This window comes from Erwinia sp. S43 (genome assembly GCF_016624745.1).
Lineage (GTDB): Bacteria > Pseudomonadota > Gammaproteobacteria > Enterobacterales > Enterobacteriaceae > Erwinia > Erwinia coffeiphila.
The window spans coordinates 169854-194177 of record NZ_JACVTX010000007.1 but is presented as its reverse complement, the minus strand read 5'-3'; the positions used below and the strand labels follow the sequence as shown (position 1 = coordinate 194177).

At 55.4% G+C, this 24324-nt stretch carries 20 protein-coding genes and 3 tRNA genes; 10 read left to right on the top strand and 13 right to left on the bottom strand.

Annotation, left to right across the window (positions count from 1 at the left end; all coding sequences use genetic code 11):
- Positions 1-63: 63 nt before the first annotated feature.
- The 5 genes from miaA to nnr are packed head-to-tail and all read right to left on the bottom strand — an operon-like array spanning position 64 to position 6752.
- Complete coding sequence (gene miaA / locus IBT47_RS11915; RefSeq protein ID WP_105592089.1) at positions 64-1014, bottom strand: tRNA (adenosine(37)-N6)-dimethylallyltransferase MiaA; 951 nt, start codon at positions 1012-1014, stop codon at positions 64-66.
- The gene (mutL, locus tag IBT47_RS11910; protein WP_200560593.1) at positions 1007-3040 is read right to left on the bottom strand and encodes a DNA mismatch repair endonuclease MutL; all 2034 of its coding nucleotides are present in this window, start codon (positions 3038-3040) and stop codon (positions 1007-1009) included. The genes miaA and mutL overlap by 8 nt, the downstream gene beginning before the upstream one ends.
- Before the next feature lie 12 nt (positions 3041-3052).
- Positions 3053-4759: an N-acetylmuramoyl-L-alanine amidase AmiB gene (gene amiB, locus IBT47_RS11905; RefSeq protein WP_370569889.1), complete on the bottom strand. Its 1707-nt coding sequence runs from the start codon at positions 4757-4759 to the stop codon at positions 3053-3055.
- Positions 4756-5232, bottom strand: a complete 477-nt coding sequence (gene tsaE / locus IBT47_RS11900) for a tRNA (adenosine(37)-N6)-threonylcarbamoyltransferase complex ATPase subunit type 1 TsaE (protein ID WP_200560592.1) — start codon at positions 5230-5232, stop codon at positions 4756-4758. The genes amiB and tsaE overlap by 4 nt, the downstream gene beginning before the upstream one ends.
- Positions 5229-6752, bottom strand: a complete 1524-nt coding sequence (nnr, locus tag IBT47_RS11895; RefSeq protein ID WP_200560591.1) for a bifunctional ADP-dependent NAD(P)H-hydrate dehydratase/NAD(P)H-hydrate epimerase — start codon at positions 6750-6752, stop codon at positions 5229-5231. Before nnr ends, tsaE begins: the two co-directional genes overlap by 4 nt.
- Here nnr and queG point away from each other — a divergent pair.
- Positions 6751-7890 carry a tRNA epoxyqueuosine(34) reductase QueG gene (queG, locus tag IBT47_RS11890; RefSeq protein WP_200560590.1) on the top strand — a complete coding sequence of 380 codons (1140 nt, stop codon included), beginning with the start codon at positions 6751-6753 and terminating at the stop codon, positions 7888-7890. The genes nnr and queG overlap by 2 nt on opposite strands.
- A gap of 313 nt (positions 7891-8203) precedes the next feature.
- Here queG and IBT47_RS11885 read toward each other — a convergent pair.
- The 3 genes from IBT47_RS11885 to IBT47_RS11875 form a co-directional block, all read right to left on the bottom strand.
- Positions 8204-8279 (bottom strand) — tRNA-Gly (locus tag IBT47_RS11885).
- 223 nt (positions 8280-8502) lie between these two features.
- Positions 8503-9507 (bottom strand): alpha/beta hydrolase family protein, encoded by a 1005-nt coding sequence (locus tag IBT47_RS11880; RefSeq protein WP_370569888.1) that lies wholly within the window; start codon positions 9505-9507, stop codon positions 8503-8505.
- Between the two features lie 169 nt (positions 9508-9676).
- A tRNA-Gly gene (locus IBT47_RS11875) sits at positions 9677-9752 on the bottom strand.
- 293 nt (positions 9753-10045) lie between these two features.
- On the opposite strand from IBT47_RS11875, the gene IBT47_RS11870 reads away from it, so the two are divergent.
- Positions 10046-10987: a siderophore ABC transporter substrate-binding protein gene (locus IBT47_RS11870; RefSeq protein ID WP_200560588.1), complete on the top strand. Its 942-nt coding sequence runs from the start codon at positions 10046-10048 to the stop codon at positions 10985-10987.
- Between the two features lie 179 nt (positions 10988-11166).
- On the opposite strand, the gene IBT47_RS11865 is transcribed toward IBT47_RS11870, so the two are convergent.
- Both IBT47_RS11865 and orn read right to left on the bottom strand, forming a co-directional pair.
- Positions 11167-11242: transfer RNA gene (locus IBT47_RS11865), tRNA-Gly, on the bottom strand.
- Positions 11243-11455: 213 nt separating this feature from the next.
- Positions 11456-12001: an oligoribonuclease gene (gene orn, locus IBT47_RS11860; protein ID WP_105592095.1), complete on the bottom strand. Its 546-nt coding sequence runs from the start codon at positions 11999-12001 to the stop codon at positions 11456-11458.
- Positions 12002-12103: 102 nt separating this feature from the next.
- On the opposite strand from orn, the gene rsgA reads away from it, so the two are divergent.
- The 3 genes from rsgA (at position 12104) to mscM (ending at position 17570) form a co-directional block, all read left to right on the top strand.
- Positions 12104-13165 carry a small ribosomal subunit biogenesis GTPase RsgA gene (gene rsgA, locus IBT47_RS11855; RefSeq protein ID WP_105592096.1) on the top strand — a complete coding sequence of 354 codons (1062 nt, stop codon included), beginning with the start codon at positions 12104-12106 and terminating at the stop codon, positions 13163-13165.
- A 160-nt stretch (positions 13166-13325) separates the two neighbouring features.
- Positions 13326-14225, top strand: coding sequence for an archaetidylserine decarboxylase (asd, locus tag IBT47_RS11850; protein ID WP_105592097.1), 900 nt, complete (start codon positions 13326-13328; stop codon positions 14223-14225).
- Between the two features lie 9 nt (positions 14226-14234).
- Positions 14235-17570, top strand: coding sequence for a miniconductance mechanosensitive channel MscM (mscM, locus tag IBT47_RS11845; protein ID WP_200543339.1), 3336 nt, complete (start codon positions 14235-14237; stop codon positions 17568-17570).
- A gap of 137 nt (positions 17571-17707) precedes the next feature.
- On the opposite strand, the gene epmA is transcribed toward mscM, so the two are convergent.
- The gene (gene epmA, locus IBT47_RS11840) at positions 17708-18685 is read right to left on the bottom strand and encodes an elongation factor P--(R)-beta-lysine ligase (RefSeq protein ID WP_200560587.1); all 978 of its coding nucleotides are present in this window, start codon (positions 18683-18685) and stop codon (positions 17708-17710) included.
- A gap of 268 nt (positions 18686-18953) precedes the next feature.
- On the opposite strand from epmA, the gene frdA reads away from it, so the two are divergent.
- Genes frdA through frdD form a run of 4 tightly spaced genes read left to right on the top strand, consistent with a single transcriptional unit; the run spans position 18954 to position 22223 of the window.
- Entirely contained in the window at positions 18954-20723 is a 1770-nt protein-coding gene (gene frdA / locus IBT47_RS11835; RefSeq protein WP_234471860.1) for a fumarate reductase (quinol) flavoprotein subunit, read from the top strand.
- Positions 20716-21450 (top strand): succinate dehydrogenase/fumarate reductase iron-sulfur subunit, encoded by a 735-nt coding sequence (locus IBT47_RS11830; protein ID WP_105592101.1) that lies wholly within the window; start codon positions 20716-20718, stop codon positions 21448-21450. Before frdA ends, IBT47_RS11830 begins: the two co-directional genes overlap by 8 nt.
- An 11-nt stretch (positions 21451-21461) precedes the next feature.
- Positions 21462-21857: a fumarate reductase subunit FrdC gene (gene frdC, locus IBT47_RS11825; protein ID WP_200560585.1), complete on the top strand. Its 396-nt coding sequence runs from the start codon at positions 21462-21464 to the stop codon at positions 21855-21857.
- A 9-nt stretch (positions 21858-21866) separates the two neighbouring features.
- Positions 21867-22223 (top strand): fumarate reductase subunit FrdD, encoded by a 357-nt coding sequence (frdD, locus tag IBT47_RS11820; RefSeq protein WP_200560584.1) that lies wholly within the window; start codon positions 21867-21869, stop codon positions 22221-22223.
- 119 nt (positions 22224-22342) lie between these two features.
- Here the strand turns inward: frdD and IBT47_RS11815 are convergent, their stop codons facing one another.
- Positions 22343-22474: an entericidin A/B family lipoprotein gene (locus IBT47_RS11815; RefSeq protein WP_200560583.1), complete on the bottom strand. Its 132-nt coding sequence runs from the start codon at positions 22472-22474 to the stop codon at positions 22343-22345.
- Between the two features lie 138 nt (positions 22475-22612).
- Entirely contained in the window at positions 22613-23179 is a 567-nt protein-coding gene (gene efp / locus IBT47_RS11810) for an elongation factor P (protein ID WP_105592105.1), read from the bottom strand.
- A gap of 42 nt (positions 23180-23221) precedes the next feature.
- Here efp and epmB point away from each other — a divergent pair, with 42 nt between their 5' ends.
- The gene (gene epmB, locus IBT47_RS11805; RefSeq protein WP_200560582.1) at positions 23222-24250 is read left to right on the top strand and encodes an EF-P beta-lysylation protein EpmB; all 1029 of its coding nucleotides are present in this window, start codon (positions 23222-23224) and stop codon (positions 24248-24250) included.
- Positions 24251-24324: the final 74 nt, after the last annotated feature.

Genomic DNA, 24324 nt, shown 5'->3' with positions numbered 1-24324 from the left:
AACCTTGCGATTCGAAATACGACGTAAAAAATTTGCGCGCGATAACGCACCAATTGTACACAATCACCCAGGCTTCGCACTAAGAACGTGTAACACTCTGGAATACGCTTCGTCAGGCTGTTCACTGTCAAGCCAGTGGACATCTTTCCAACCGCGTAGCCAGGTTATCTGACGTTTAGCTAACTGCCGGGTTGCGCAAATTCCCCGATAAACCATTTCATCGTAATCAATTTCACCGGACAAAAATGACCACATCTGGCGATAACCAACACAACGAATGGAAGGCATATCCGTATGCAAATCACCTCGTGCAAAGAGCGCCCGAGCCTCCGCTTCAAATCCTGACGCCAGCATCTGTTGAAAACGCAGCTCTATTCTCTGATGGATCAGTTCACGACTCGCTGGCGCGATAGCAAACTGGTGAACATCATACGGCAGCGCGTCTCCAGACGTTTTTGTCAGTTCCGTTAAAGTTTTACCCGAAATAAAAAAAACTTCCAGTGCTCGCGAAAGTCTCTGGGGATCATTCGGATGAATACGACGTCCTGCAACGGGATCAACATCACATAACTGGCGATGAAGTGCTTCCCAGCCCTTCTCACTCGCCATTTGCTCTATACGCTGACGCACTTCAGGATCGGCCGCGGGCAGTGGGGATAATCCTTCCAGTAACGCCTTGTAATAAAGCATGGTGCCACCAACAAGCAACGGAATATTCCCGCGTTGGGTAATCTCCGCCATTTCAGCCAGCGCATCGCGACGAAACTCTGCCGCTGAATAACTTTCAGCGGGATCGCGGATGTCCAGCAAACGATGAGGCGCCAATGCCAGCTCTTCCGCAGAAGGCTTGGCGGTGCCGATATCCATTCCGCGATAAATCAGTGCGGAATCTACACTAATCAGCTCTACCGGCAGCGCCTGACGCAGGGCTATCGCCAGCGCGGTCTTACCGGAGGCCGTAGGCCCCATCAAAAATATTGCCTTAGGCAGGCCAGCCGTGGATTGTTCACTCATACTTCAGGGCGTTCATCGCCGTATTAATATCAATAATTTGCACTAATCCAGAAGGTGGCGATTTCACTAACTGCGGGCAAAGTCGTTCAACATCGGCCAGCAGGGCAATCGCCTGCGAGTGATTCCAGTGCTGATGTTCAGAAACCGATTGACGCGCTAACCACTGCGCAATCTGACTGGCTGAAACATCCTGCTGCCGGGCCAAGTAGCCTAACAGTTCTGGAATCAAGTTTTGTAAATTTTGTTGGCGTAATGGTAAAGGCACCGCGCGCAGCATCACATGCTGGCCTTCCGCAAGCAGTTCAATACCCAGCTGATTTAGCAATGTGGCCGAATGGCTCATCGCCTCTCGCTCAGCTTTATCGAGCTTGAGTCGTACCGGGATCAACAGCGGCTGCGGTTTAAGTCCTTCCGCGCCCGGTTCCAGCTGCGCCTGCTTCAGCCAGCGTTCGGCAACGGCGAGGGCAACCAGCGATAAGCGTTCTGAACTTTCAACCAGCGCGTAATGCTGCTGTAACACCGTTAGTACGCGGCCAAAGCTGTGCGCATGGCCGCTAAGCGGTGTTTCAGGTAGCGGTTGCGGAGTCCTTTTTTCCGGCGCGGGCAAAGCAGGTTCGTTGCATCGCGCTGGCGGCGTATTCATCAGCTGTTGATAAGCGGCACCCTCACGTTTCTGATAAACCGGCTCCTGCCGCCGGTGCGGGAACATTGCGCCTGCCAGGCCACCGGATGCACGTTCTGAGGAACCTCCGCCAGAAGCGCTGCGCATATTATCTGCTGAAGAGGATGACGGGCCGACAGATGAACGAGGAACCTCTGTTGCAGCGTGGTCCAGACGGAATCCCGCTGCTGAGCCCGCACCCGCACCCGCACCCGCACCCGCACCCGCACCCGCACCCGCACCCGCAGAATAGTCTGCATCCGATGGTGCAGGCGTGGAGAAATGATTTCCACCCGCCGCCTGGCGATTTTCAGGCTGCCAGCGATCGGTAGGCGTACCGGGTTCAAGATCCGCCAGCATTTCCTGGCCGGTTTCCTGCAACACGCTCACCACGCCCTGATAAATAAAATCATGCACCAGGCGCGACTGGTGGAAGCGCACCTCATGCTTGGCCGGGTGAACGTTGACATCGACCTGATGCGGATCGATTTCAAGATACAGCACGTAGGCGGGCTGGTGCTGATCGCCCAGCTTATCCTGATAGGCCTGACGAATAGCGTGATTAATCAGCCGATCGCGCATCATGCGACCGTTAACATAGCAATACTGTAGCTCGCTCAGCACTTTAGACCCGGCGGGATCGGCAACCCAGCCGCGCAGCGCCAGTTCACCATGCTGCCACTCAATCGCCAGCGCGTGGCTGATGAACGCGGTACCGCAAATTGCACCAAGCCGCCGCTCGCGCTGCGTATCATCACTGACGCCACGGTACTGTCTCACCAGCTTGCCATTGTGGCTGAGGCTAATCGCCACATCGAAACGCGCCAGCGCAATGCGGCGCATCACTTCATCGATATGGGTAAACTCGGTCTTTTCGGTGCGCATAAATTTGCGGCGGGCGGGCGTGTTATAAAACAGGTCGAGCACTTCCAGGGTCGTTCCGACCGGATGTGCCGCAGGCTTCACGGTCACCGCCTGATCGCGGCCTTCCGCATAGGCCTGCCAGGCTTCGCTCTGCGCCTCGGTGCGCGAGGTGAGCGTCAGCCGGGAAACCGAGCTAATACTGGCCAGCGCCTCACCGCGAAATCCGAGACTGATAATGGCCTCAAGATCGTCAAGCGTGGTGATTTTACTGGTCGCGTGGCGGGCCAGGGCCATCGCCAGTTCGTCTTTGCCGATGCCGCAACCATTATCACGGATGCGAATCAGCTTTGCCCCGCCCTTTTCGATATCGATATCAATCCGTGTAGCCCCCGCATCCAGGCTGTTTTCCACCAGCTCTTTCACCACGGAGGCCGGGCGCTCTACCACTTCGCCAGCGGCAATCTGGTTAGCAAGCTGCGGTGGTAGCACCTGAATGGGCATAACTGTCCTCAATTACGATGTAGGAATGGTCAAGGTCTGACCCAGCATGACGTTTTGCGTCTTCATCTTGTTCGCCTGCTGAATCGCCTGTGGGCTAACGCCATACTTCGCAGCAATCGCCGTCAGAGAATCTCCCCGCACCACTTTATGTCGCTGCGGCTTAGCGGCTTTAACCGTGCTGGCGATCTGCTTTACGCTCCCCGCAGGCACTTTCAGCCGCTGGCCAACCCACACAACATCTTTCTTCAGAGTATTCAGGGAACGCAGCGTCGCCATGCTGACGCCATAATGCGCCGCAATCCCGGAGAGCGTTTCACCGCGTTTTACCACGTGGCGCTGCGTCGCGCCGGTGTACTGCGTTCCTGCCGGTGCCGGGTTAGCTTCTACTTCAACCGCCGCTGCGGACTGCAACGGTCGGTTTTCCTCCTTTGGGACCGATTGTAGCGGGTGCGCCAGGAAGTAGTTGCGCAAGCCTTTATAAATCGACTCGGCAATCTTCTGCTGGTAAGCGCTACTGCCAAGCAGTCGCTCCTCCGAAGGGTTGCTGATAAAGCCGGTTTCCACCAGCAGGGATGGAATATCCGGCGAGCGCAGAACGCCCAGGCTGGCATGTTCCGGACGACGTTTATGCAGCGCACCCACGCGCTGCAGCTGAGCAATCACTTTTACCGCAACATCGTACCCTACCCGCTGCGAGTGGCCGAATTGTAGATCCAGCACCGCCTGGCTCAGGTAGGGGTCCGCCTGGCTGTTAGCCAGCAAATCGCCCGCACCGCCCAGCAGTTCAGACTGTTTCTCATGCTGTTCGAGCCAGCCGGCCATTTCACTGTTAGCGCGACGGTTAGAGAGTACCCATACCGAGGCTCCCGAGGCGCTGCGGTTAGGAGCCGCATCCGCGTGTATGGAGACCAGCAGGTTGGCATTTTGCTTACGCGCCACATCTGAACGGCCCATCACGGAGATAAAGTAATCGCCATCTCGGGTCATTACGCCTTTAAACATCGGGTCGTCATTCAGCAGCGCCTTGAGCTTGCGGGCAATGGCGATGGTCACGTTCTTCTCTTTCAGCCCGCCGCCGCCAATGGCCCCCGGGTCCTGACCGCCGTGCCCGGCGTCGATCGCCACAATTACCGTGTCACTGCTGCTGGCCGCAGTGCTGCGCGGGCGGGCGGTTTGCGTACCGCTGGTGACGGCCGTAACCGGATTAGCGTTAAACGGATTTTTCTCTGGCTGGCTGCTGGTCGGGCGAGAAGCCGTACTGCCGCTAACCGTAGCCCGAGAAGCGTTACTGCTGCTGACCGGTGCCGGGCGGCTGGGTACCTTCGCCGGGCGCGTGCCGCTGATAGTAAACACCACGTCATAGCTGCTACCGTTTTTCTGGGTCACCGCCCGTGTTTTACCCGGCTGGGTCAGTTCGAACACCAGACGGATGCTCTGGCTGTCCTTCGCCTCGCTGGAACGAATACGCTTAACGATATTTTCCCCGCTGAAAGTCAGCGGCAGCCCGCCAACAACGCCGCTCTGGCGGATGTCCAGCACCACGCGATCGGGATTATGCAGCGGAAAAAACGCGTAAATCGGCTGTCCGGCAAAGCTGAGCGTGACTTTGGCTTCGTCACTACCGTTGGAAACTTTAATGTCTGAAAGGCTTGCCGCCACGGAGGCAAACGAACAGAAAAACAGGATAAGCAAAAACCAGGATTTAATCTGCCGCATCATCCCTCACCCTGCTGTGATGCAAACTGCTGCAGCATGGACTCACCGGCAGCGGAACGTGCACGCAGTTCAGCGTGGCGCGCATGCCCTTCATAGCTCAGATGCAGCTCCATATCGGGTTCAGGCAGAACGCCGGTTCCCCGCTGTGGCCACTCCACCAGACAAATACTGTCATTGGTGAAGTAATCGCGGATGCCCATAAATTCCAGCTCTTCCGGATCGGCCAGGCGATAGAGATCAAAATGATACACGCGGCGATCGACCAGCTCGTAGGGTTCTACCAGCGTATAAGTTGGACTCTTCACATTTCCCTGATGCCCTAAAGCCTGTAAAAATCCGCGACTGAACGTCGTTTTTCCCGCGCCCAGGTCGCCGTACAGATAAAGAGTTGCCGCGCCGTCACAGACGCGGGCCAGTCGGGCACTCAATGCGAGGGTTGCTGCCTCATCGGGCAACGCGATTACACAGGTCATCATTCTTTTTTATTCGACATCTCAGGATTGACAAACAGATACAGCACGGAAAAAAGATCGGTCGCTAACATGCCGCGTGTACCATAACGTGCGGCCACCGCGTCGGCTGCCGCTCCGTGCGCAACGCACCCTGCGCAGGCTGCATCGTAGTGTGGGAGCTTTTGCCCCGCCAGGCTACCGATAATGCCAGATAACACATCACCCATACCACCGCTGGCCATACCGGCATTGCCAACATCGGCAATTGCCAGTTTATCGTTCTCTTCCGCGACCAGCGTTCCGGCACCTTTAAGTACCACCACTCCGCCATAGCGCTTTACCAGCCGCCGTACCGCAAGTAAGCGATCGCTTTCGATTTCACTCACTTTCACGTTCAACAGGCGCGCAGCTTCACCGGGATGCGGCGTAATAATACGATTTTGACGTTTATCGGGGCTGATTGCCAGCAGGTTAAGCGCATCGGCATCCCAAAGCATCGGTTTATGAGAGTTTTCTACTTTTTTCAGGGCTTTTTTACCCCAGGCTCCCTGGCCCATACCCGGTCCGATAACAATGAAATCGGCCCATTCCAGCCCGTCATCCAGCGCGGAAGCCGTTAACTCTTGTACCATCAGCTCGGGTCGTGCCGTCAGCAGTGGGGCAACGTTCTCAATGTGAGTGAGTACTCGCACAAGACCTGACCCGGCGCGCAAAGCGGCTTCAGCCGCCATCCGTATCGCGCCTGCGGTACCGTGATCGCCGCCAATCAGCAGCAGGCGGCCATGATCGCCCTTGTGGGAAGTGGCTCGTCGCGGTGTGAGCCAATGCGAAAGATAACCGGCATCAAAGCGGGCAATCGGGGACTGCTGCGTTATCAGCCAGGGGTCGAGACCGAGACTGTGATAATCAAGCTGCCCGACATGGTCACGTGCTTTTCCGGTTAGCAAACCCGGTTTAAGGGCGATAAACGTCAGGGTAAATGTCGCTTCGATTGCCACACCTGGCGTAGTGCCGTTAGCAGCCACTAACCCAGACGGCACATCAATGGAAAAAATCGGGGCCGGATAGCGATTTGCCTGCTCAATCAGACGATCGTAAGGAGCGGCCGGAGCCCGATTCATTCCGGTGCCCAGCAGCGCATCGACAATCACATCCAGATCGTCCGGCCAGTCAATCGCCGGATCGTGAACCACACCTCCGGCGGCAAGCCAGGCAGCACGCGCCTGCTGCGCTTCATCCGGCAGAGCATGGCGGCCTTCCACGGCGATTAGCGTGACCGCCAGCCCGGCAGCTTTCGCCAGGCGCGCAATGACAAAACCGTCCCCGCCATTGTTGCCATGCCCGCAGAGAATCAACCAGTGTTGGGAATCCGGCCACAGGCTCCTTATCCAGTCAAACGCCGCTTCTCCCGCCCGCTGCATCAGTTCAAAGAGGGTAATCCCCAGCGCATCAGCGCCTTCCCGCTCCAGCTGAGCTATCGCCTCCACAGGCCAGACAGAATAGGGTAAACTAAGGTTGTCTTTCTGCTGGTTCAGGTTCTTCATGTCGCATCCTCTCGATTTCCATCAACTCGCCCTGGATATAAAACAGTGGGGGCTGTCGCTCGGCTTTCAGCAGGTCGGTATCTGCGATACCGATTTAACGCTGGAGGAACCGCGCCTGCAGGCCTGGCTGGATCAACAATATCACGGAGAGATGGACTGGATGGCGCGTCACGGCATGATGCGCGCCCGTCCCCATGAACTGATGCCAGGCACGCTACGGGTGATCAGCGTGCGTATGAACTATCTTCCGGCCAAAGCATCGTTTGCCAGCACGCTGAGAAATCCCCGCCTGGGCTATGTTAGCCGCTATGCACTTGGTCGTGATTACCACAAAGTATTGCGTAACCGTCTAAAAAAGTTAGGCGATATGATCCGTGAACGCTGCGAAGAAGCGCAATTTCGTCCTTTTGTTGATTCAGCACCGGTGCTGGAACGCCCGCTTGCAGCAAAAGCTGGGCTAGGCTGGACCGGAAAACATTCTCTGATCCTTAATCGGGAAGCCGGATCGTGGTTTTTTCTCGGTGAACTACTGATCGATCTTCCCCTTCCCGTCGACAGCCCGGGGGAAGAAAACTGCGGACGCTGCGTGGCCTGCATCACGACTTGCCCAACCGGGGCGATTGTAGAACCTTACAAGGTGGATGCCCGGCGCTGCATTTCGTATCTGACCATTGAACTGGAAGGGGCGATTCCGGAAGAGTTCCGACCGTTGATCGGTAACCGCATCTACGGCTGCGATGACTGCCAGCTAATCTGCCCATGGAACCGCTACGGCCAGTTGACTGATGAAGATGATTTTAGTCCTCGTGCCGTGTTACATGCACCGCCGCTTATCGATCTGTTCGCCTGGGACGAAACAAAATTCCTGCGGGTAACCGAGGGATCGGCGATCCGACGTATCGGGCACCTGCGCTGGTTGCGTAACGTGGCCGTAGCATTGGGCAATGCGCCCTGGGAAGCATCACACCTTCAGGCTTTAGAGGCCAGACTGGGGGAAAATGAAATGCTGGATGAGCATATCCGCTGGGCTATCGCCTGCCAGCTGGCAAAGCGCGATGAAAATGTTGTTGAGGTTCAGAGCAGCCAGCAGCGACGCCTGGTGCGAGCGATAGAAAAAGGATTACCGCGTGATGCTTAAATGCACAATTGGATCAATTTTTACCGCAGCAGATTTTTCCACACGCTGTGAATAAAAATAAAAAAGCTTTGTCATTCAATCTTCACAGAAATGACAAGCGATCCAGATAACATTTTGAAATATTCACAAATAGATAAAAAACAATGAGTTGTAAAAAAGGCATAGGAATTTGCCGATCGGGCAATTGCAGGCAGCAGAAAACTATCCTGTGGATAACTCTGTTTAAAACAATTTTCGTTTAGCAATAAAAAACAAACATCCTTCAGCGTAGTGCTGTGGATAATTTGAAGATTATGATGAGATGAAAAATTATTGGAGCGGGAAACGAGACTCGAACTCGCGACCCCGACCTTGGCAAGGTCGTGCTCTACCAACTGAGCTATTCCCGCTTAGGAGTGGTGCTGCTTTACTGAACTAGAAAGTTGTAACTTACTGATTTTTCTAGCTTTCCCCCTCAATTCCCGAGGAGAGGTCGCTATTATGGACCTGTTTGGTAGCGCTGGCAAGAGCCGCGTCAAAAAAAATTCACATGGTTCTCATTTTTTCGCTCAGTGCGACGTTATCTCCCTGAAAACCCCCGCCTTATCAGCCCCCCCTCCTTCCTGAGTGGGTTTAATCCGTCGTTTTCGGCAGGTTTTTTCCAAGAAACGCGATAACAAGATCGGCGATTTGATGGTGAATCTCCTCTCTGCTTCGGTTTCCTCCATCCTTACAGAGAATGTCCTGCCCTTCACCCGCCAGGATTGCCATCGCGCCCGGTTTACAGCGCTGGAGAAAGCTGAAATGCATGGCATCGGAGATTTCAACATAATCAGAACCTGCCTTTGGCAGAAACGCATGCAGGTAGCCGGATTCAAGCGCAACGGGCATATCACCGACATCCGTACCCGCACCAATAATGAGTGAAGGAATCGCTATTTCCCCCAGGCTCTGTGACGTGAATCCACGAATCAGCCCACCATCCAGGGAGATAAACGCTTTAATACGCCGATCCTGCATGCTTTTCTCCAGTCCCGGATTACCAAGATCCAGCGTTGAAGCCAGGCCGCAGGCATTCAGAATGGGATACATCCGGCATGCTTCTTTAAATAAGGTGGTATCAAAATGCCCACCCGCCAGAGCAACAACGGTCCATCCCCCAAGAGAATGGCCCAGAGCCGCAATCCTTTCCTCGTCGATGTCTCCTGCCAGCGAGGAATTCGCGCCTAGCACGTCAATAACCCGGCTGAGATCGTGCGGGCGCTGTGCTAACCGCGCAGCCTGGTGAGGATCGCGATTAAATGCACTGGTGCCGGGATGATTCGGTGCAGCCACAATGTATCCCCGATCGGCCAAATCAGCGGCCAGCCAACTCAGATTTCGCCACGTGCCGCCGTAGCCATGAGAAATGACGATTAACGGATGCTTACCGTTTTCAGGCGCGCCGTTCCGCACGGCGTTAAAACCATAGAATACCCGGCTATCGGCAATCATTTCCGCGTGGGTTTGTTTTTTCGCAGGATACCAAATGGCAAACTTCAGGGGGCGTGGATCGTCTTTATCCAGATCGATCTCTTTAAAACCCACCACCGGTGCGGCATAAGTCAGAGAGGAGAACAATAAGCACAAGAGCGTCACTAACGCCCATCGAACGCTAAAGCCGTAAAGGGAACCGCTCTGACAGAACATAATTATCCTTAAATAAATTAAGTTAATTTTTCTTGCAACGCTGGTGCTAATTTTTGGGCAGAACAGGGAGAATTAAAGTAAATCGACTGGAATTTAGAAAGGCGATAGGAAGAAAACTTGGAGCGGGAAACGAGACTCGAACTCGCGACCCCGACCTTGGCAAGGTCGTGCTCTACCAACTGAGCTATTCCCGCTTAGGAGTGGTGCTGCTATCAAACAGTAGGTAATTGTTTGATATTTAAATCTTTTACTTCATTCCCGAATCAGGAATGGGCGCCATTATGGACCAGATGATGCAGCCTGACAAGCCCCCTTTCTCGCTTTTTCATCTTAATCAGACCGACTGCTATAAATTTCTCCAAAAAGCATGTTTAACAAGCAGAATTCAGCACGTTCGAGCGAATAACAGCCCTATGTACATAGGAAACGTTTGCAGTATCATTAATTGAGAACGATTACCATTTACACTTACAAAGGATGTTGTTTTATGCCTCTACCTCGTTTCACTCGCAATATTCTGGCGACCAGCCTGCTACTCGCAACCAGTGGTTCTTTTGCTGCGGAGATATCTGCCACCAGCATCCCCGTTACCGATAGCATCAATACTCAGACGCTGAATAAGAATCCGCAGAATGTCGTGGTTTACGATCTGGCCATGCTGGATATTCTTGATGTGCTGGGAGTAAAGGTTTCCGGCCTGCCGTTACCTAAGGAAAAAGGCAGTTATCCGGCCTATCTCAGTAAGTACGAGTCAGACAGCTACTACAACGTTGGCAATCCGTTTAAGCCCGATTTCGAGGTGCTAAAACAGCATAAGCCCGACCTGATTATCGGCGGCAGCCGCGCATTTGAGTCAACCGATAAATTACGCGCTGTCGCACCCACGCTGGATCTGACCGTGGATAATGCCCATCTGCTGAGCAGTCTTGAAGATCGCACACGTACCTTAGGCAAGCTGTTTGATAAACAGCCGCAGGCAGAGCAGGCACTGGCCTCATTTAACAAGGATATTCAAAAAACGCGCCCGCTGGCGGAAAAAGCCGGCACCGCGATGACCGTCCTGGTGACGGGCGATAAGCTGATGGCCTATGGCTATGGCGACCACTACGGCTTTATCTTCGATCTTCTGGGCTTTAAAGAAGCGACCCAGGTCGAGGGCAAAGGCCGTTTCGGTGAGATCGTTGATGCTGCCCGCATCAAAAAAGCAGACCCGGAGTGGATCTTCGTGATCGACCGCAACAGCGCCATCGGTCAGGGACCGGCGAATGCGGAAAAACTGCTGGGCGATCCGCAGGTGCGTGCAACCAGAGCGGCAAAAGACGGCCATATTGTTTATCTGGACGCCAAAGCAATCTATTCAGCAGGTGGGTTAACCGCCTATGACCAGCAGGTTAAGCGCATTTATGGCGTACTGAGCAACAGCCAGTAATACCTCAGGGGCGGTGGAGACATCGCCCTGATATTTCGCTGGGCTTTGCAAGAAATACGACGGTTTTTAAATTCGCTGGCGCAGAAATCTGTCGGATATCAGGGAGAATTTCAGGCATAAAAAAAGACCCGTTAGGGTCTTTTTTTACTATTCCACCGCTTGCACGGCGGAACAAAATTTGGAGCGGGAAACGAGACTCGAACTCGCGACCCCGACCTTGGCAAGGTCGTGCTCTACCAACTGAGCTATTCCCGCTTAGTCGTAGCGATGTAATTTCTTCACCGGTACGGGGAGCGCATTATACGGAGATTTCCCCCCTGCGCAATCCCATCATCGTAAAAATATGGACTTTTCTTTCCGACTGCTGATAAAGCCAGCAAAAAGGTGAATTTATCAGCAAAACAGGTGAAGAATGTGGCTGGCAGCCGTTAAAAAGAATGTTCAACGCCCCACCCGCCACCGTTATTATCACAGCTGGATAAAGTGCTCGCGGTAGTAGGACAGCTCGGCTACGGATTCACGGATATCATCCATCGCCTGATGCGAACCCTGCTTTTTAAAGCCCGGCAGGATTTCAGGCTTCCAGCGACGCGCCAGCTCTTTCAGCGTGCTGACGTCCAGGTAGCGATAGTGGAAGTAGGCTTCCAGTTCAGGCATGTACTTAAACAGGAAACGGCGATCCTGGCCGATACTGTTGCCGCAAATTGGTGAGCTGTTCGCAGGCACCCACTCTTTGAGGAATTCGATGGTGGCCAGTTCGGCCGCACGATCGTCATGCTGGCTGGCCTTCACGCGTTCAACCAGTCCGCTGTTGGTGTGCGTACGCACGTTCCAGTCATCCATCAGCGCCAGCTGGGCGTCGGACTGATGTACGGCAAATACCGGCCCTTCAGCGAGAATATTCAGATTGGCATCGGTAACCAGCGTGGCAATCTCGATAATACGATCCCGTTCCGGGTCCAGGCCTGTCATTTCAAGATCAATCCAAATCAGGTTATTAGCATTCGCGGTCATAGTGCATCTCACTGTGGTCAAAGCGGCATTGTCGTTAATTAGCGTGTATGATAGACGTTTTGCCCCTCAAGGGCGAAACATGCCTGATTTGTGTGAGGAACAGTGAGTAAAAACAAACTATCCAAAGGTCAACAACGTCGCGTAAGTGCTAACCACGATCGCCGCCTGAAGCAGCGTGCCGATAAGCCCGAACCGGATGACAGCCTGTTCGGCGAGGCGCGTGATGGCGTCGCGATCAGCCGGTTTGGTATGCACGTAGACGTAGAAGATGCGGATGGTTCAGTTCACCGCTGCAACATTCGCCGCACCATCCGTTCTCTGGTTACCGGCGATCGCGTGCTGTGGCGACCGGGTGCTGAAGGTGGCGCAACGGTCAAAGGCATTGTTGAAGCCGTACACGAGCGGACGTCGGTCCTCACCCGCCCGGATTTCTACGATGGCGTCAAACCGATCGCCGCCAATATCAATCAGATCGTTATCGTTTCTGCGATTCTGCCCGAGCTGTCGCTGAATATCATCGATCGCTATCTGGTCGCCAGCGAAACGCTGGACGTTGAACCGCTGCTGGTGCTGAACAAAACCGATTTGCTGGATGAAGAAGGCCGTAAATTCGTCGATGAGCAGATGGATATCTATCGCCATATTGGCTACCGGGTGCTGATGGTTTCCAGCCATGAAAAACAGGGCCTTGCCGAGCTGGAAGAAGCGCTGACCGGGCGCGTCAGCATCTTTGCCGGCCAGTCCGGCGTCGGCAAATCGAGCCTGCTTAACGCCCTCCTCGGCCTGGACCTCAGCAGCAATGAGATCCTCACCAACGACGTTTCCGACGTCTCCGGCCTTGGCCAGCACACCACCACTGCGGCTCGTCTATATCACTTCCCACACGGCGGCGACGTGATTGACTCCCCCGGCGTTCGTGAATTCGGTTTATGGCATCTGGAACCGGAACAAATCACCCAGGGATTTGTCGAATTTCGTAAGTATCTGGGCGGCTGTAAATTCCGCGACTGCAAGCATGATACCGATCCGGGATGTGCCATCCGTGAAGCGGTAGATAACGGCGAGATCGACGAGTCGCGCTTCGTTAACTACCACCACATTCTGGAAAGCATGTCTGAAGTTCAGGCGAAAACCCGTCGAAGCTTCAACGCTGACAAAGATTGACCGTCTTTCCTTTAAGATGCTGATGGATGCAGACCGCCAGAATACGCTGCGCCATATTGCTGACTGAACGCGCCCGGACAGGCATTAGCCTTAACCGACGGGCGCTGTTACAATCCGCCCCCATTAATTTTTCGCTGTCTGATTAAGCCAGGAGGCTCACGTGTTGGATCGTATTAAACTCGGCCTGAATAATTTATTGCCTAAAAAGGCCCTGACTGAACTTGCCGGCTGGGGTGCCAGCAAACGCGGCGGATGGCTGACCAAAGCGGTCATCGACGTCTTTGTATGGTTCTACAAAGTCGATATGAAAGAGGCGCAGAAGCCGGATACCGCCAGCTATCGTACCTTTAACGACTTTTTTGTCCGTCCGCTGCGCGATGACGCACGGCCGCTGATTGCCGATCCAAACCTGCTGGTGCTGCCTGCTGATGGCGCCATCAGCCAGCTGGGCCACATTGACGGTGACCAAATCTTCCAGGCCAAAGGCCACACCTACTCGCTGGAAGGCCTGCTGGCAGGCAATGAAAAGATGACGGAGATGTTCCGCAACGGTGAGTTTGTAACGACCTACCTTGCACCGCGCGACTATCACCGCGTGCATATGCCGTGTAACGGTATCCTGCGTGAAATGATCTACGTTCCCGGCGACCTCTACTCGGTGAATCCGCTCACCGCACAGAACATCCCGAATCTGTTTGCCCGTAATGAGAGAGTCATCTGCCTGTTCGATACTGAATTTGGCCCGATGGCGCAAATTCTGGTCGGTGCCACCATCGTTGGCAGCATCGAAACCGTCTGGGCGGGCACCGTTACGCCACCGCGTGAAGGCGTGATCAAGCGCTGGAGCTTCCCGGGTGCGGATGCCGAGGGTTCCGTTGTACTCCTGAAAGGCCAGGAAATGGGCCGTTTCAAACTGGGCTCTACGGTGATTAACCTGTTTGCCGAAGGTAAAGTAAAACTGGCTGAAAGCCTGGCTGCGGAAAGTAAAGTCCGCCTGGGCGAGACGCTGGCCATCGCACTGCAAAAAGACAGTGCGGAAGACGTTCTCCATCATCCATAGCGGATTGCCATGTCACGCCTGATTCTCTCTCTTTTGTTAGGCTGGAGTCTTCTCCAGCCGCTCTATGCCGCCAGCGCACCGGATGCCGCGCAAATCAAACAGGAACTTGAACAGGCGAAGTCAGACAAAACGACTGCGAATCAGGCGGAAATTGTCGATGCCCTGCAGTCAACCCTGAACTGGCTGGACGAGCAAAAGTCCTCGCTGGATAAAACGCAGGAATATCAGCAGATCATCGATGATTTCCCCAAGCTTTCTCGTGATTTACGCCAGCAGATCGCCAGCCTGACCGACAGCAATAAACAGCTGCGCAGCAATATGAGCGCGGCCGATCTCGATCAGGAGATCCTGCAGGTCAGCAGTCAGCTGCTGGAAGAAGGTCGCCTGTCGCAGCAGGAGCAGGATCGCGCCCGTGAAATCAGCGACTCTCTGTCCCAGCTGCCGCTGCAGCAAACCGACGCCCGCCGCAGCCTGAGCGAGGTGGAGCGCCGCCTGCAGGGTCAGCCGACGGCAACCACGCCGCTGGCGCAGGCACAGCTGTCAGCACGCCAGGCGGAATCGGCGGCACAGAAAGCACGTGTTGATGAACTGGAACTGGCGCAGCTCTCCGCGAACAACCGCCAGGAACTGGCGAGAATGCGGGCGGAAGTCCACCAGCTCAAAGCCAGCCAGCTGGATGCCTATCTGCAGGATCTGCGCAATCAGCTTAACGGCCTGCGCCAGCGCGAAGCCGAAATGGCGCTGGCCCGCACCGAACAGCTGGCAGAAAACAGCGGTGATATGCCCGAGGGCATCGCCGAACAGTTCCGCGTTAACCGCGAGCTGTCCGCCGCACTGAATCAACAGGCGCAGCGGATGGACCTGGTGGCGTCGCAGCAGCGTACCGCCGCCAACCAGACGATTCAGGTCCGTCAGGCACTGAGCACGCTGCGCGAGCAGTCGCAGTGGCTGGGCATGTCCAACGTTCTCGGCGAAGCGCTGCGGGCACAGGTTTCGCGCCTGCCCGATATGCCAAAGCCGCAGCAGCTGGACAACGAAATGGCGCAGCTGCGCGTGCAGCGGCTGCACTACGAAGATCTGCTGGAGCGCCAGCAAACGCTGAAGCAGCTGCGTCAGGATGACAACAGTAATCTGACCAGCGAACAGCGCCGTATTCTGGATGCGCAGCTAAAAACCCAGCGCGAGCTGCTGACCTCACTCCTTTCCGGCTGCGATAACCTGATCCTCGGCGTGACCAAGCTGAAGGTTGGCAACAGCCAGCTGGTTGATGCGCTGAATGAAGTCAAAGAAGCCACCCACCGCTACCTGTTCTGGACCGCCGACGTCAGCCCAATCAGTATCAGCTATCCGCTTGAACTGGCGCGCGATCTGCAGCGTCTGCTCTCGCTGGATACCCTGGGGCAGCTGGGCGGCGCGCTGGTAATGATGGTCACCAGCCGCGAAACGGTGATGCCGATTCTTGGCGCTATTCTGCTGGTCGGTTTCAGTATCAGCTCGCGCCGTCACTTCCGTAACTTCCTTGAGCGCGCCTCCAGCAAGGTTGGCAAAGTCACCCTCGACCACTTCAGCCTGACGCTACGCACCGTGTTCTGGTCCATTCTGGTGGCTCTGCCGCTGCCGGTACTGTGGGCCGCACTGGGTTATGGCCTACAGCACGCCTGGCCGTATCCGATTGCCGTCGCCGTCGGCGATGGCGTTACCGCCAGCGTGCCGCTGCTGTGGGCCTTTATGATCAGCGCGACCTTTGCCCGCCCGCAGGGACTGTTTATCATCCACTTCCGCTGGCCGCAAACCCGCGTGGCCCGCGCAATGCGTTTCTATACGCTCTGTATTGGCCTGGTCGTGCCGCTGATGATGGTGCTGATCGCCTTCGATAACCTTGAAGACCGCGAGTTCTCCGCTACGCTGGGCCGCCTGTGCTTTATTCTGATTTGCGGTGCGCTGAGCCTGGTCACCGTCAGCCTTAAACGCGCCGGGATACCGCTGCACCTGGATAAAGAGGGTAACGGCGAGAATTTCATTAATAACATCCTGTGGAATGCGATGATTGCCATGCCGCTGATTGCCGCACTGGCGTCTTGCATTGGTTATCTGGCAACGGCTCAGGCGCTGCTGGCAAGGCTGGAAACATCGGTGGCAATCTGGTTCCTGCTGCTGGTGATCTACCATATCATTCGCCGCTGGATGCTGATTCAACGGCGCCGTATCGCCTTCGATCGTGCCCGCCACCGCCGCGCCGAGATCCTTGCCCAGCGTGCACGCGGTGAGGAAGAAACCGCCGCGCAGCAGACCGCCGCTGACAGTATCGACGTCGAAGAGCCGGTGATCGATCTTGATGCTATCAGCGCTCAGTCGCTGCGGCTGGTGCGCTCAATTCTGACGCTGATAGCGCTGGTGTCGGTGATTGTGCTCTGGTCAGAAATTCATTCCGCATTTGGCTTCCTGGAAAATATCCGCCTGTGGGACGTTAATACCACGATTCAGGGCGTGGAAAGCCTGCAGCCGATAACGCTCGGTTCGGTTCTTATTGCCGTGCTGGTGCTGATTATTACCACCCAGCTGGTGCGCAATATGCCCGCTCTGCTGGAGCTGGCGTTGTTGCAGCACCTGGATCTCACACCGGGGACCGGCTACGCCATTACTACCGTTACCAAGTATCTGCTGATCCTGATCGGTGGGCTGACCGGATTCTCGATGATCGGCGTTGACTGGTCGAAACTTCAGTGGCTGGTCGCGGCGCTGGGTGTAGGACTGGGCTTTGGCCTGCAGGAGATTTTCGCCAACTTTATCTCCGGCCTGATCATCCTGTTTGAGAAACCGATTCGTATCGGCGATACCGTGACCATTCGCGATCTGACCGGCAGCATCACCCGTATTAATACCCGTGCAACCACCATTACCGACTGGGATCGCAAAGAGATCATTGTGCCGAACAAGGCGTTTATCACCGAGCAGTTTGTGAACTGGTCGCTCTCCGACTCGGTGACGCGCGTGGTGCTGACTATCCCGGCGTCGGCGGAAGCCAATAGCGAAGAGGTCACCAACGTGCTGCTACAGGCGGCTCATCGCTGTAGCTACGTGCTGGAAACACCGCAGCCGGAAGCCTTCCTGGTTGATTTGCAGCAGGGTATTCAGCTGTTTGAGCTGCGTATTCATGCCGCAGAAATGGGGCACCGTATGCCGTTGCGCCATGAGCTGCATCAGCTGATCCTGCGCGGCTATCAGGAACACGGGCTGGAGATGCCGTTCCCACCGTTCCAGGTGCGAATGGAAACGATTGGTCGTAAAACGCCAGCCAGCAACGGCGCGCCGGTGGCCAGAACCTATAAATCGGGTGGCTTATAAGCTGCAACCGCATCAGGCGTCAGGCGTCAGGCGTCAGCAGGTCGCGAAATTAGCTGCAGTTCAGGATTTCAGATAACGATATCGAATGCGACAGATCCCGAAACGGGATCTGTCGCTGAGAAGGGTCTGCTACTTTATCAGCAGCGATCTACCGTAAAGGCAATCACGTCGCTCAGCTGTTCGGCTTTTAATGCCAGCATGATAATACGGTCAACGCCCAGCGCCACGCCGGAGCACTCCGGCAGGCCGTGCGCCAGCGCATCCAGCAGATTGTTATCGATCGGCTGTTCCGGCAAGCCCGCTGCCGCGCGCTTTTTATTATCCTGCATAAAACGCTGACGCTGTTCGCGGCTGTCGGTCAGCTCGCGGAAACCGTTCGCCAGCTCAATTCCCTTAAAGTAAACCTCGAAGCGTTCCGCCACGCGGTGATCTTCCGTGCTGATCTCCGCCAGCGAAGCCTGGGTTGCCGGGAAGTGATACACGAAGGCCGGGCGATCTTTACCAATCTCCGGCTCTACACCGAGCATAAACAGCAGCTGCAGCAGCGTATCGCGATCTTCTTCGCGGTTTGCCAGATCGCCCGCCCCGAGCTTTTCAGCCACTTCACGCAGCTGGATCTTATCGGCAGAAAGCGGATCGATCTCCAGATGGCGGATAAACGCCTGCTGATAGGAAAGGGTTTCTGCCGGCGCGCATTCCAGCACCTGCTGGAGCAGATCGTCCACCTCGTTCATCAGGCGGTACATATCATAATGCGGGCGATACCACTCCAGCATGGTGAATTCGGGGTTATGGTGGCGCCCCATCTCCTCATTGCGGAAGCTGCGGCAGAGCTGATAAATAGGCCCACTGCCAGCAGCCAGCAGCCGCTTCATATGATATTCCGGGCTGGTCATCAGATAGAGATCGATGCCTGCCGATGCGCCCGGTCCCACAAAACGGGTCTGGAACGGGAACAGGTGGACGTCGGTGACCGTGGCCTGGCTCATCGCCGGGGTTTCCACTTCCAGTACGCCACGATCGGCAAAGAAACGCCGGATTTCAGCCATGATCGCCGCTCGTTTTAATAAATTAGCGATGGATGCACTCGGCTGCCAGCTGGCCGTTTCGCTCATCTTTTCTACTCCAAAGTCAGTCAGGGCAAGAAGTCTACCTGTACGTGGCGTCGCACACAATTCTACGTGAAATAAAACCGTTTCTTACGGCAAATCACCCTTTGTACACTTTTTCTACACTACCCGCCCAAATACCCGAACACATCAAGTTAGCGCATTTTTAGCCAAAGTATACTGGGCACAGACTGGCGAAAGAACTTCGCCAACACTATGAAAATACTATAAAAAGTTAAGCAGGGAGGAACATGTGCAAATCCTGACTGTCGATATGGTCATTGTCGGTGCGGGGGGTGCCGGACTGCGCGCCGCCATTGCTGCCGCAGAAGCTAACCCGAGGCTGAAGATAGCGTTGATCTCTAAGGTCTATCCGATGCGAAGCCACACCGTTGCCGCCGAAGGGGGGGCTGCCGCCGTCACCACTTCACAGGACAGCTTTGACTCTCACTTTCACGATACGGTTGCCGGCGGCGACTGGCTCTGTGAGCAACCGGTCGTAGACTACTTTGTGGAACACTGTCCGCAGGAGATGGCCCAGCTTGAGCGTTGGGGATGTCCGTGGAGCCGTCAGCCGGATGGCTCCATTAGCGTACGCCGATTTGGCGGCATGAAGAACGAGCGCACCTGGTTTGCCGCCGACAAAACCGGCTTCCATATGCTGCACACCCTGTTCCAGACGTCGCTGCAGTATCCGCAAATTCAGCGGCTGGATGAGTATTTTGTCCTCGACCTGCTGGTCGACGACGGCGTTGCCAGCGGCCTGGTCGCGCTGAGTATGATGGAAGGCACGCTGGTTGAGGTGCGCGCGCGCTCGGTTATCCTCGCTACCGGCGGCGCGGGGCGTGTTTATCGCTACAACACTAACGGCGGTATTGTCACCGGTGACGGCATGGCGATGGCCTTCCGCCACGGCGTGCCGCTGCGCGATATGGAGTTTGTGCAGTATCACCCAACCGGCCTTCCCGGCTCCGGTATCCTGATGACCGAAGGCTGCCGCGGCGAAGGCGGTATTCTGGTGAATAAAGACGGCTATCGCTATCTGCAGGATTACGGCATGGGTCCTGAAACCCCCATCGGTCAGCCGAAAAATAAATATATGGAACTGGGACCGCGGGATAAGGTTTCTCAGGCGTTCTGGCATGAGTGGCGCAAAGGCAACACCATCGCCACCGCGCGCGGCGACGTTGTGCATCTGGATTTACGCCATCTCGGCGCGAAAAAGCTGCATGAGCGGTTGCCGTTTATCTGTGAACTCAGTAAAGCTTACGTCGGCGTCGATCCGGTCAGTGCGCCGATTCCGGTGCGCCCCACCGCTCACTACACGATGGGCGGCATCGAAACGAATGCACAGTGCGAAACCCGAATCCAGGGGCTTTTCGCCATCGGTGAATGTTCTTCCGTCGGCCTGCACGGTGCTAACCGGTTGGGTTCAAACTCGCTGGCAGAACTGGTGGTGTTTGGCCGCCTGGCGGGTGAGCAAGCTGCACAGCGCTGCGCTCAGCCGCATTCCATCTCCGATAACGCCATCAGTGCCCAGAGCAGCGACATCGAACGCCGTTTGCACGCGCTAACCCATCAGTCCGGCGGTGAAAACCTGTCGGCGCTGCGTGATGAAATGGGCATGGCGATGGAAGAAGGCTGCGGTATCTATCGTACCCCGGAACTGATGCAGAAGACGATTGATAAGCTGGCCGAGCTTAAACAGCGAGTCGAAAACGTGGCGATTACCGACAGCTCCAGCGTCTTCAATACGCAGCTGCTGTACACGATTGAGCTGAAGCACGGTCTGGACGTTGCGGAATGCATGGCCCATTCGGCATTTGAGCGCAAAGAGTCTCGCGGTGCGCACCAACGGCTGGATGAAGGCTGTACCACGCGCAATGATGATAAATATCTGCAGCACAGCCTGACCTTCTTTAATCCACAGGCTGCACCTACCGTCGCCTGGGACCCGGTCACCATTACCCATCTGCCACCGGCACAGCGCGTGTACGGTGCCGCATCGGAGGATAACAGCCAGAAGGAGCCCGTAAATGAGTGATAACGCTCTGCGTAAAATCGATATTCTGCGCTACAACCCGGAAAGAGATCGGCTGCCGCGCCATGAAATATTCAACGTGCCCTGGGATGAGCAAACGTCGCTGCTGGATGCGCTGGGCTATATCAAGGACAACCTCGCTTTCGATCTGTCCTACCGCTGGTCCTGCCGAATGGCCATCTGCGGTTCCTGCGGAATGATGGTCAACGGCGTGCCGAAGCTCGCCTGTAAAATTTTCCTGCGCGACTATCCGCAGGGAATGAAAGTTGAGCCGCTGGCTAATTTCCCCATCGAGCGCGATCTGATTGTGGATATGACCCATTTCATCGAAAGTCTGGAAGCCATCAAGCCGTGGATTATCGGCAACGCTGGCGATGCGGCTCAGGGACCGGGGCGCCAGACGCCTGCGCAGATGGCGAAGTACCATCAGTTTTCCGGCTGTATTAACTGCGGTTTATGTTACGCCGCCTGCCCACAGTTCGGGCTTAACCCGGAATTTATCGGCCCTGCGGCTATCACCCTCGCCCATCGTTACAACCTGGACAGCCGGGATCGCGGCAAAGCACTGCGCATGCCGCAGCTAAATGGAGAAAACGGCGTCTGGAGCTGTACCTTTGTCGGCTACTGCTCCGAAGTTTGTCCAAAACACGTCGATCCGGCGGCAGCGATTCAGCAGGGGAAAATAGAGAGCAGTCGGGACTTCATGATCGCCACGCTGAAACCTCATTAAGGGAGACCGATATGACGACAAAACGCAATCCTTACTGCCGCCCGGTGGAGTCCGCCTGGTGGCGCTCTCTGCCCTTCTACCGCTTCTACATGCTGCGGGAAAGCACGGCGATTCCGGCATTGTGGTTTAGCCTGGAGCTGATTTTCGGCGTATTTGCCCTTAAGCACGGTGCGGAAAGCTGGGCGGGCTATGTGGCGTTTTTACAGCATCCCGTCACGCTATTGCTTAACGTGCTGGCGCTGTTCGCCGCACTGCTACACAGCAAAACCTGGTTCGATCTGGCCCCCAAGGCGTCGATCATTATCGTCAAAGGGGAGAAGCTGCCGCCGGAGCCGCTGATTAAAGGGTTATGGATCATCATGGTCATCCTCAGCCTTGCGGTACTGGCCGCTGCGCTGTGGGCGTAAGGAGCATAAATGAAAGCATTACCGCAACGTTCTGACGAACCGATCTTCTGGGGGCTGTTTGGCGCAGGAGGTATGTGGACGGCGATGTTCAGCCCGGTGCTGATCCTGCTGGTCGGTCTGCTGCTGCCCGTAGGCTGGTCGCCGGAAGAAGCATTCAGCTACACGCGAATTATGGCCTTCGCGGCCTCTTTCCCCGGCCGAATCATCCTGCTACTGGCGATTGTCCTGCCGCTGTGGTGCAGCATGCATCGCCTCCATCACGGGCTGCACGACCTGAAGCTGCATATTCCCGGCAGTAAATGGCTGTGCTACGGGCTGGCAGCGATATTGAGCGTAGTGGCATTAATTGGCGTGATTACGCTGTAGTGTCGGCCGCTGAGGCTGATGCTGATGCTGATGCTGATGCTGAGAGAGAATATCGACCTGCGGAGGCAGGTTTTGAAAGGAGTGTCAGGCCAGCACCCTGTACTGGCCTGACAAGCTGATTACTGAGTACTTTTTTGAATTGCCTTACCGCCCGCCTCAACGTCTTCGCCCACGCCACGCGTGGTGTTACAGGCTGTCAAAACGGAAGAGAGAACCAGAACGGAAATAATGGCTAAAATACTTTTCTTCATGGCAATTTCCTTTTAATCATTAATAAAGAACAGCGCTTTAAGCATAGCCGTAATTTATTCAATTGCCCTGAGGGCGCTGAGAAAAAGGAAAAGCGTGCGGATAAGGGTCCGATGAACCGAACCCTTACTGATTCAGGCTTACTTTACGCGTGAAACGTATTCGCCAGAACGGGTATCAACTTTAATCACTTCGCCAATCTGTACGAACAGAGGCACTTTCACTACTGCGCCGGTGCTCAGCGTAGCTGGCTTGCCGCCGGTACCTGCGGTATCACCCTTCAGGCCAGGATCGGTATCGGTGATTTCCAGCTCAACAAAGTTTGGTGGCTGAACGGCGATTGGACGACCGTTCCACAGAGTCACGATGCACTCCGCGTTATCCAGCAGCCATTTTGCCGCTTCGCCTACGGTCTTCTCTTCAACAGGGTGCTGTTCGAAGGTTTCCGGGTGCATGAAGTGGAAGAACTCACCGTCGTTGTACAGGTAGTTCAGGTTGGTATCTACTACGTCAGCGCCTTCAGCGGAGTCGGTAGACTTGAAGGTTTTCTCTACGCGAGTACCGGTCAGCAAACGGCGCATTTTTACGCGCGCGAATGCCTGGCCTTTACCTGGTTTAACAAACTCGCTGGCTTCGACGGCATAAGGCTCGCCTTCGAACATGATTTTAAGACCGGGACGGAAATCGTTGCTAGAATAAGTCGCCATAAAGGCCCTCTACAATTTTATTACTGGTACTAAGCCAAAAAAATGGCACACATTGTAACCCTAAATACCCCTGCACGAGAAGATTGGTTGCATCAACTTGCCGATGTAATCACCGATCCCGATGAATTACTGCAACTTTTAGCGTTGCAGAATGACCCTGAGCTCGCTTCAGGCCTAGGCGCACGCCGGCTTTTCGCACTCAGGGTGCCAAGAGCGTTTGCTGCGCGCATGCGCAAGGGCGATCCGCAGGACCCGCTGCTGCTACAGGTGATCACCTCGCAGCAGGAGTTTGTTGATGCGCCAGGTTACAGTACCGATCCGCTGGATGAGCAGAGCAGCGTGGTGCCGGGTCTGTTACATAAATATCGAAATCGTGCGCTGTTGCTGGTCAAAGGCGGCTGTGCCGTCAACTGCCGGTACTGCTTCCGCCGCCATTTCCCCTACGAAGATAATCAGGGTAATAAGCGCAACTGGCAGCAGGCGCTCGAGTATATCCGACAGCAGCCAGAACTGGATGAGATTATTTTCTCCGGCGGCGATCCTTTGATGGCGAAAGATCACGAACTGGACTGGTTAATCGGCGAACTGGAACGCATTCCGCATATTAAGCGTCTGCGCATTCACAGCCGTCTGCCGGTAGTCATCCCACGGCGCATTACCGAAGCGCTTTGTCAGCGCCTGGCGCAATCACGTTTGCAAACGCTGCTGGTGAGCCATATTAACCACGCGCAGGAAATTGACGATGACCTGCGTCACGGTATGCGCATGCTGAAGCGGGCAGGAGTCACGCTGCTGAATCAAAGCGTGCTGCTACGCGGTGTGAACGATAATGCCCCTGCCTTGGCAGCACTGAGTAATGCGCTGTTCGATGCTGGCATCCTGCCGTACTACCTGCACGTGCTGGACAAAGTTCAGGGCGCAGCGCATTTCTATGTTGATGACAACCGGGCCCGCGCTATCGTGCGTGAACTTCTGGGAATGGTATCGGGCTATCTGGTGCCGACGCTGGCACGAGAAATTGGTGGCGAACCGAGTAAAACTCCGCTCGATTTACAGCTGCGGCAGGAATAACTATTACGACAAGAGCAACGATTCTGTCCCCCTGTCTTCAACAAAAAGGGTGGCCCTCATGGCCACCCTCTTTC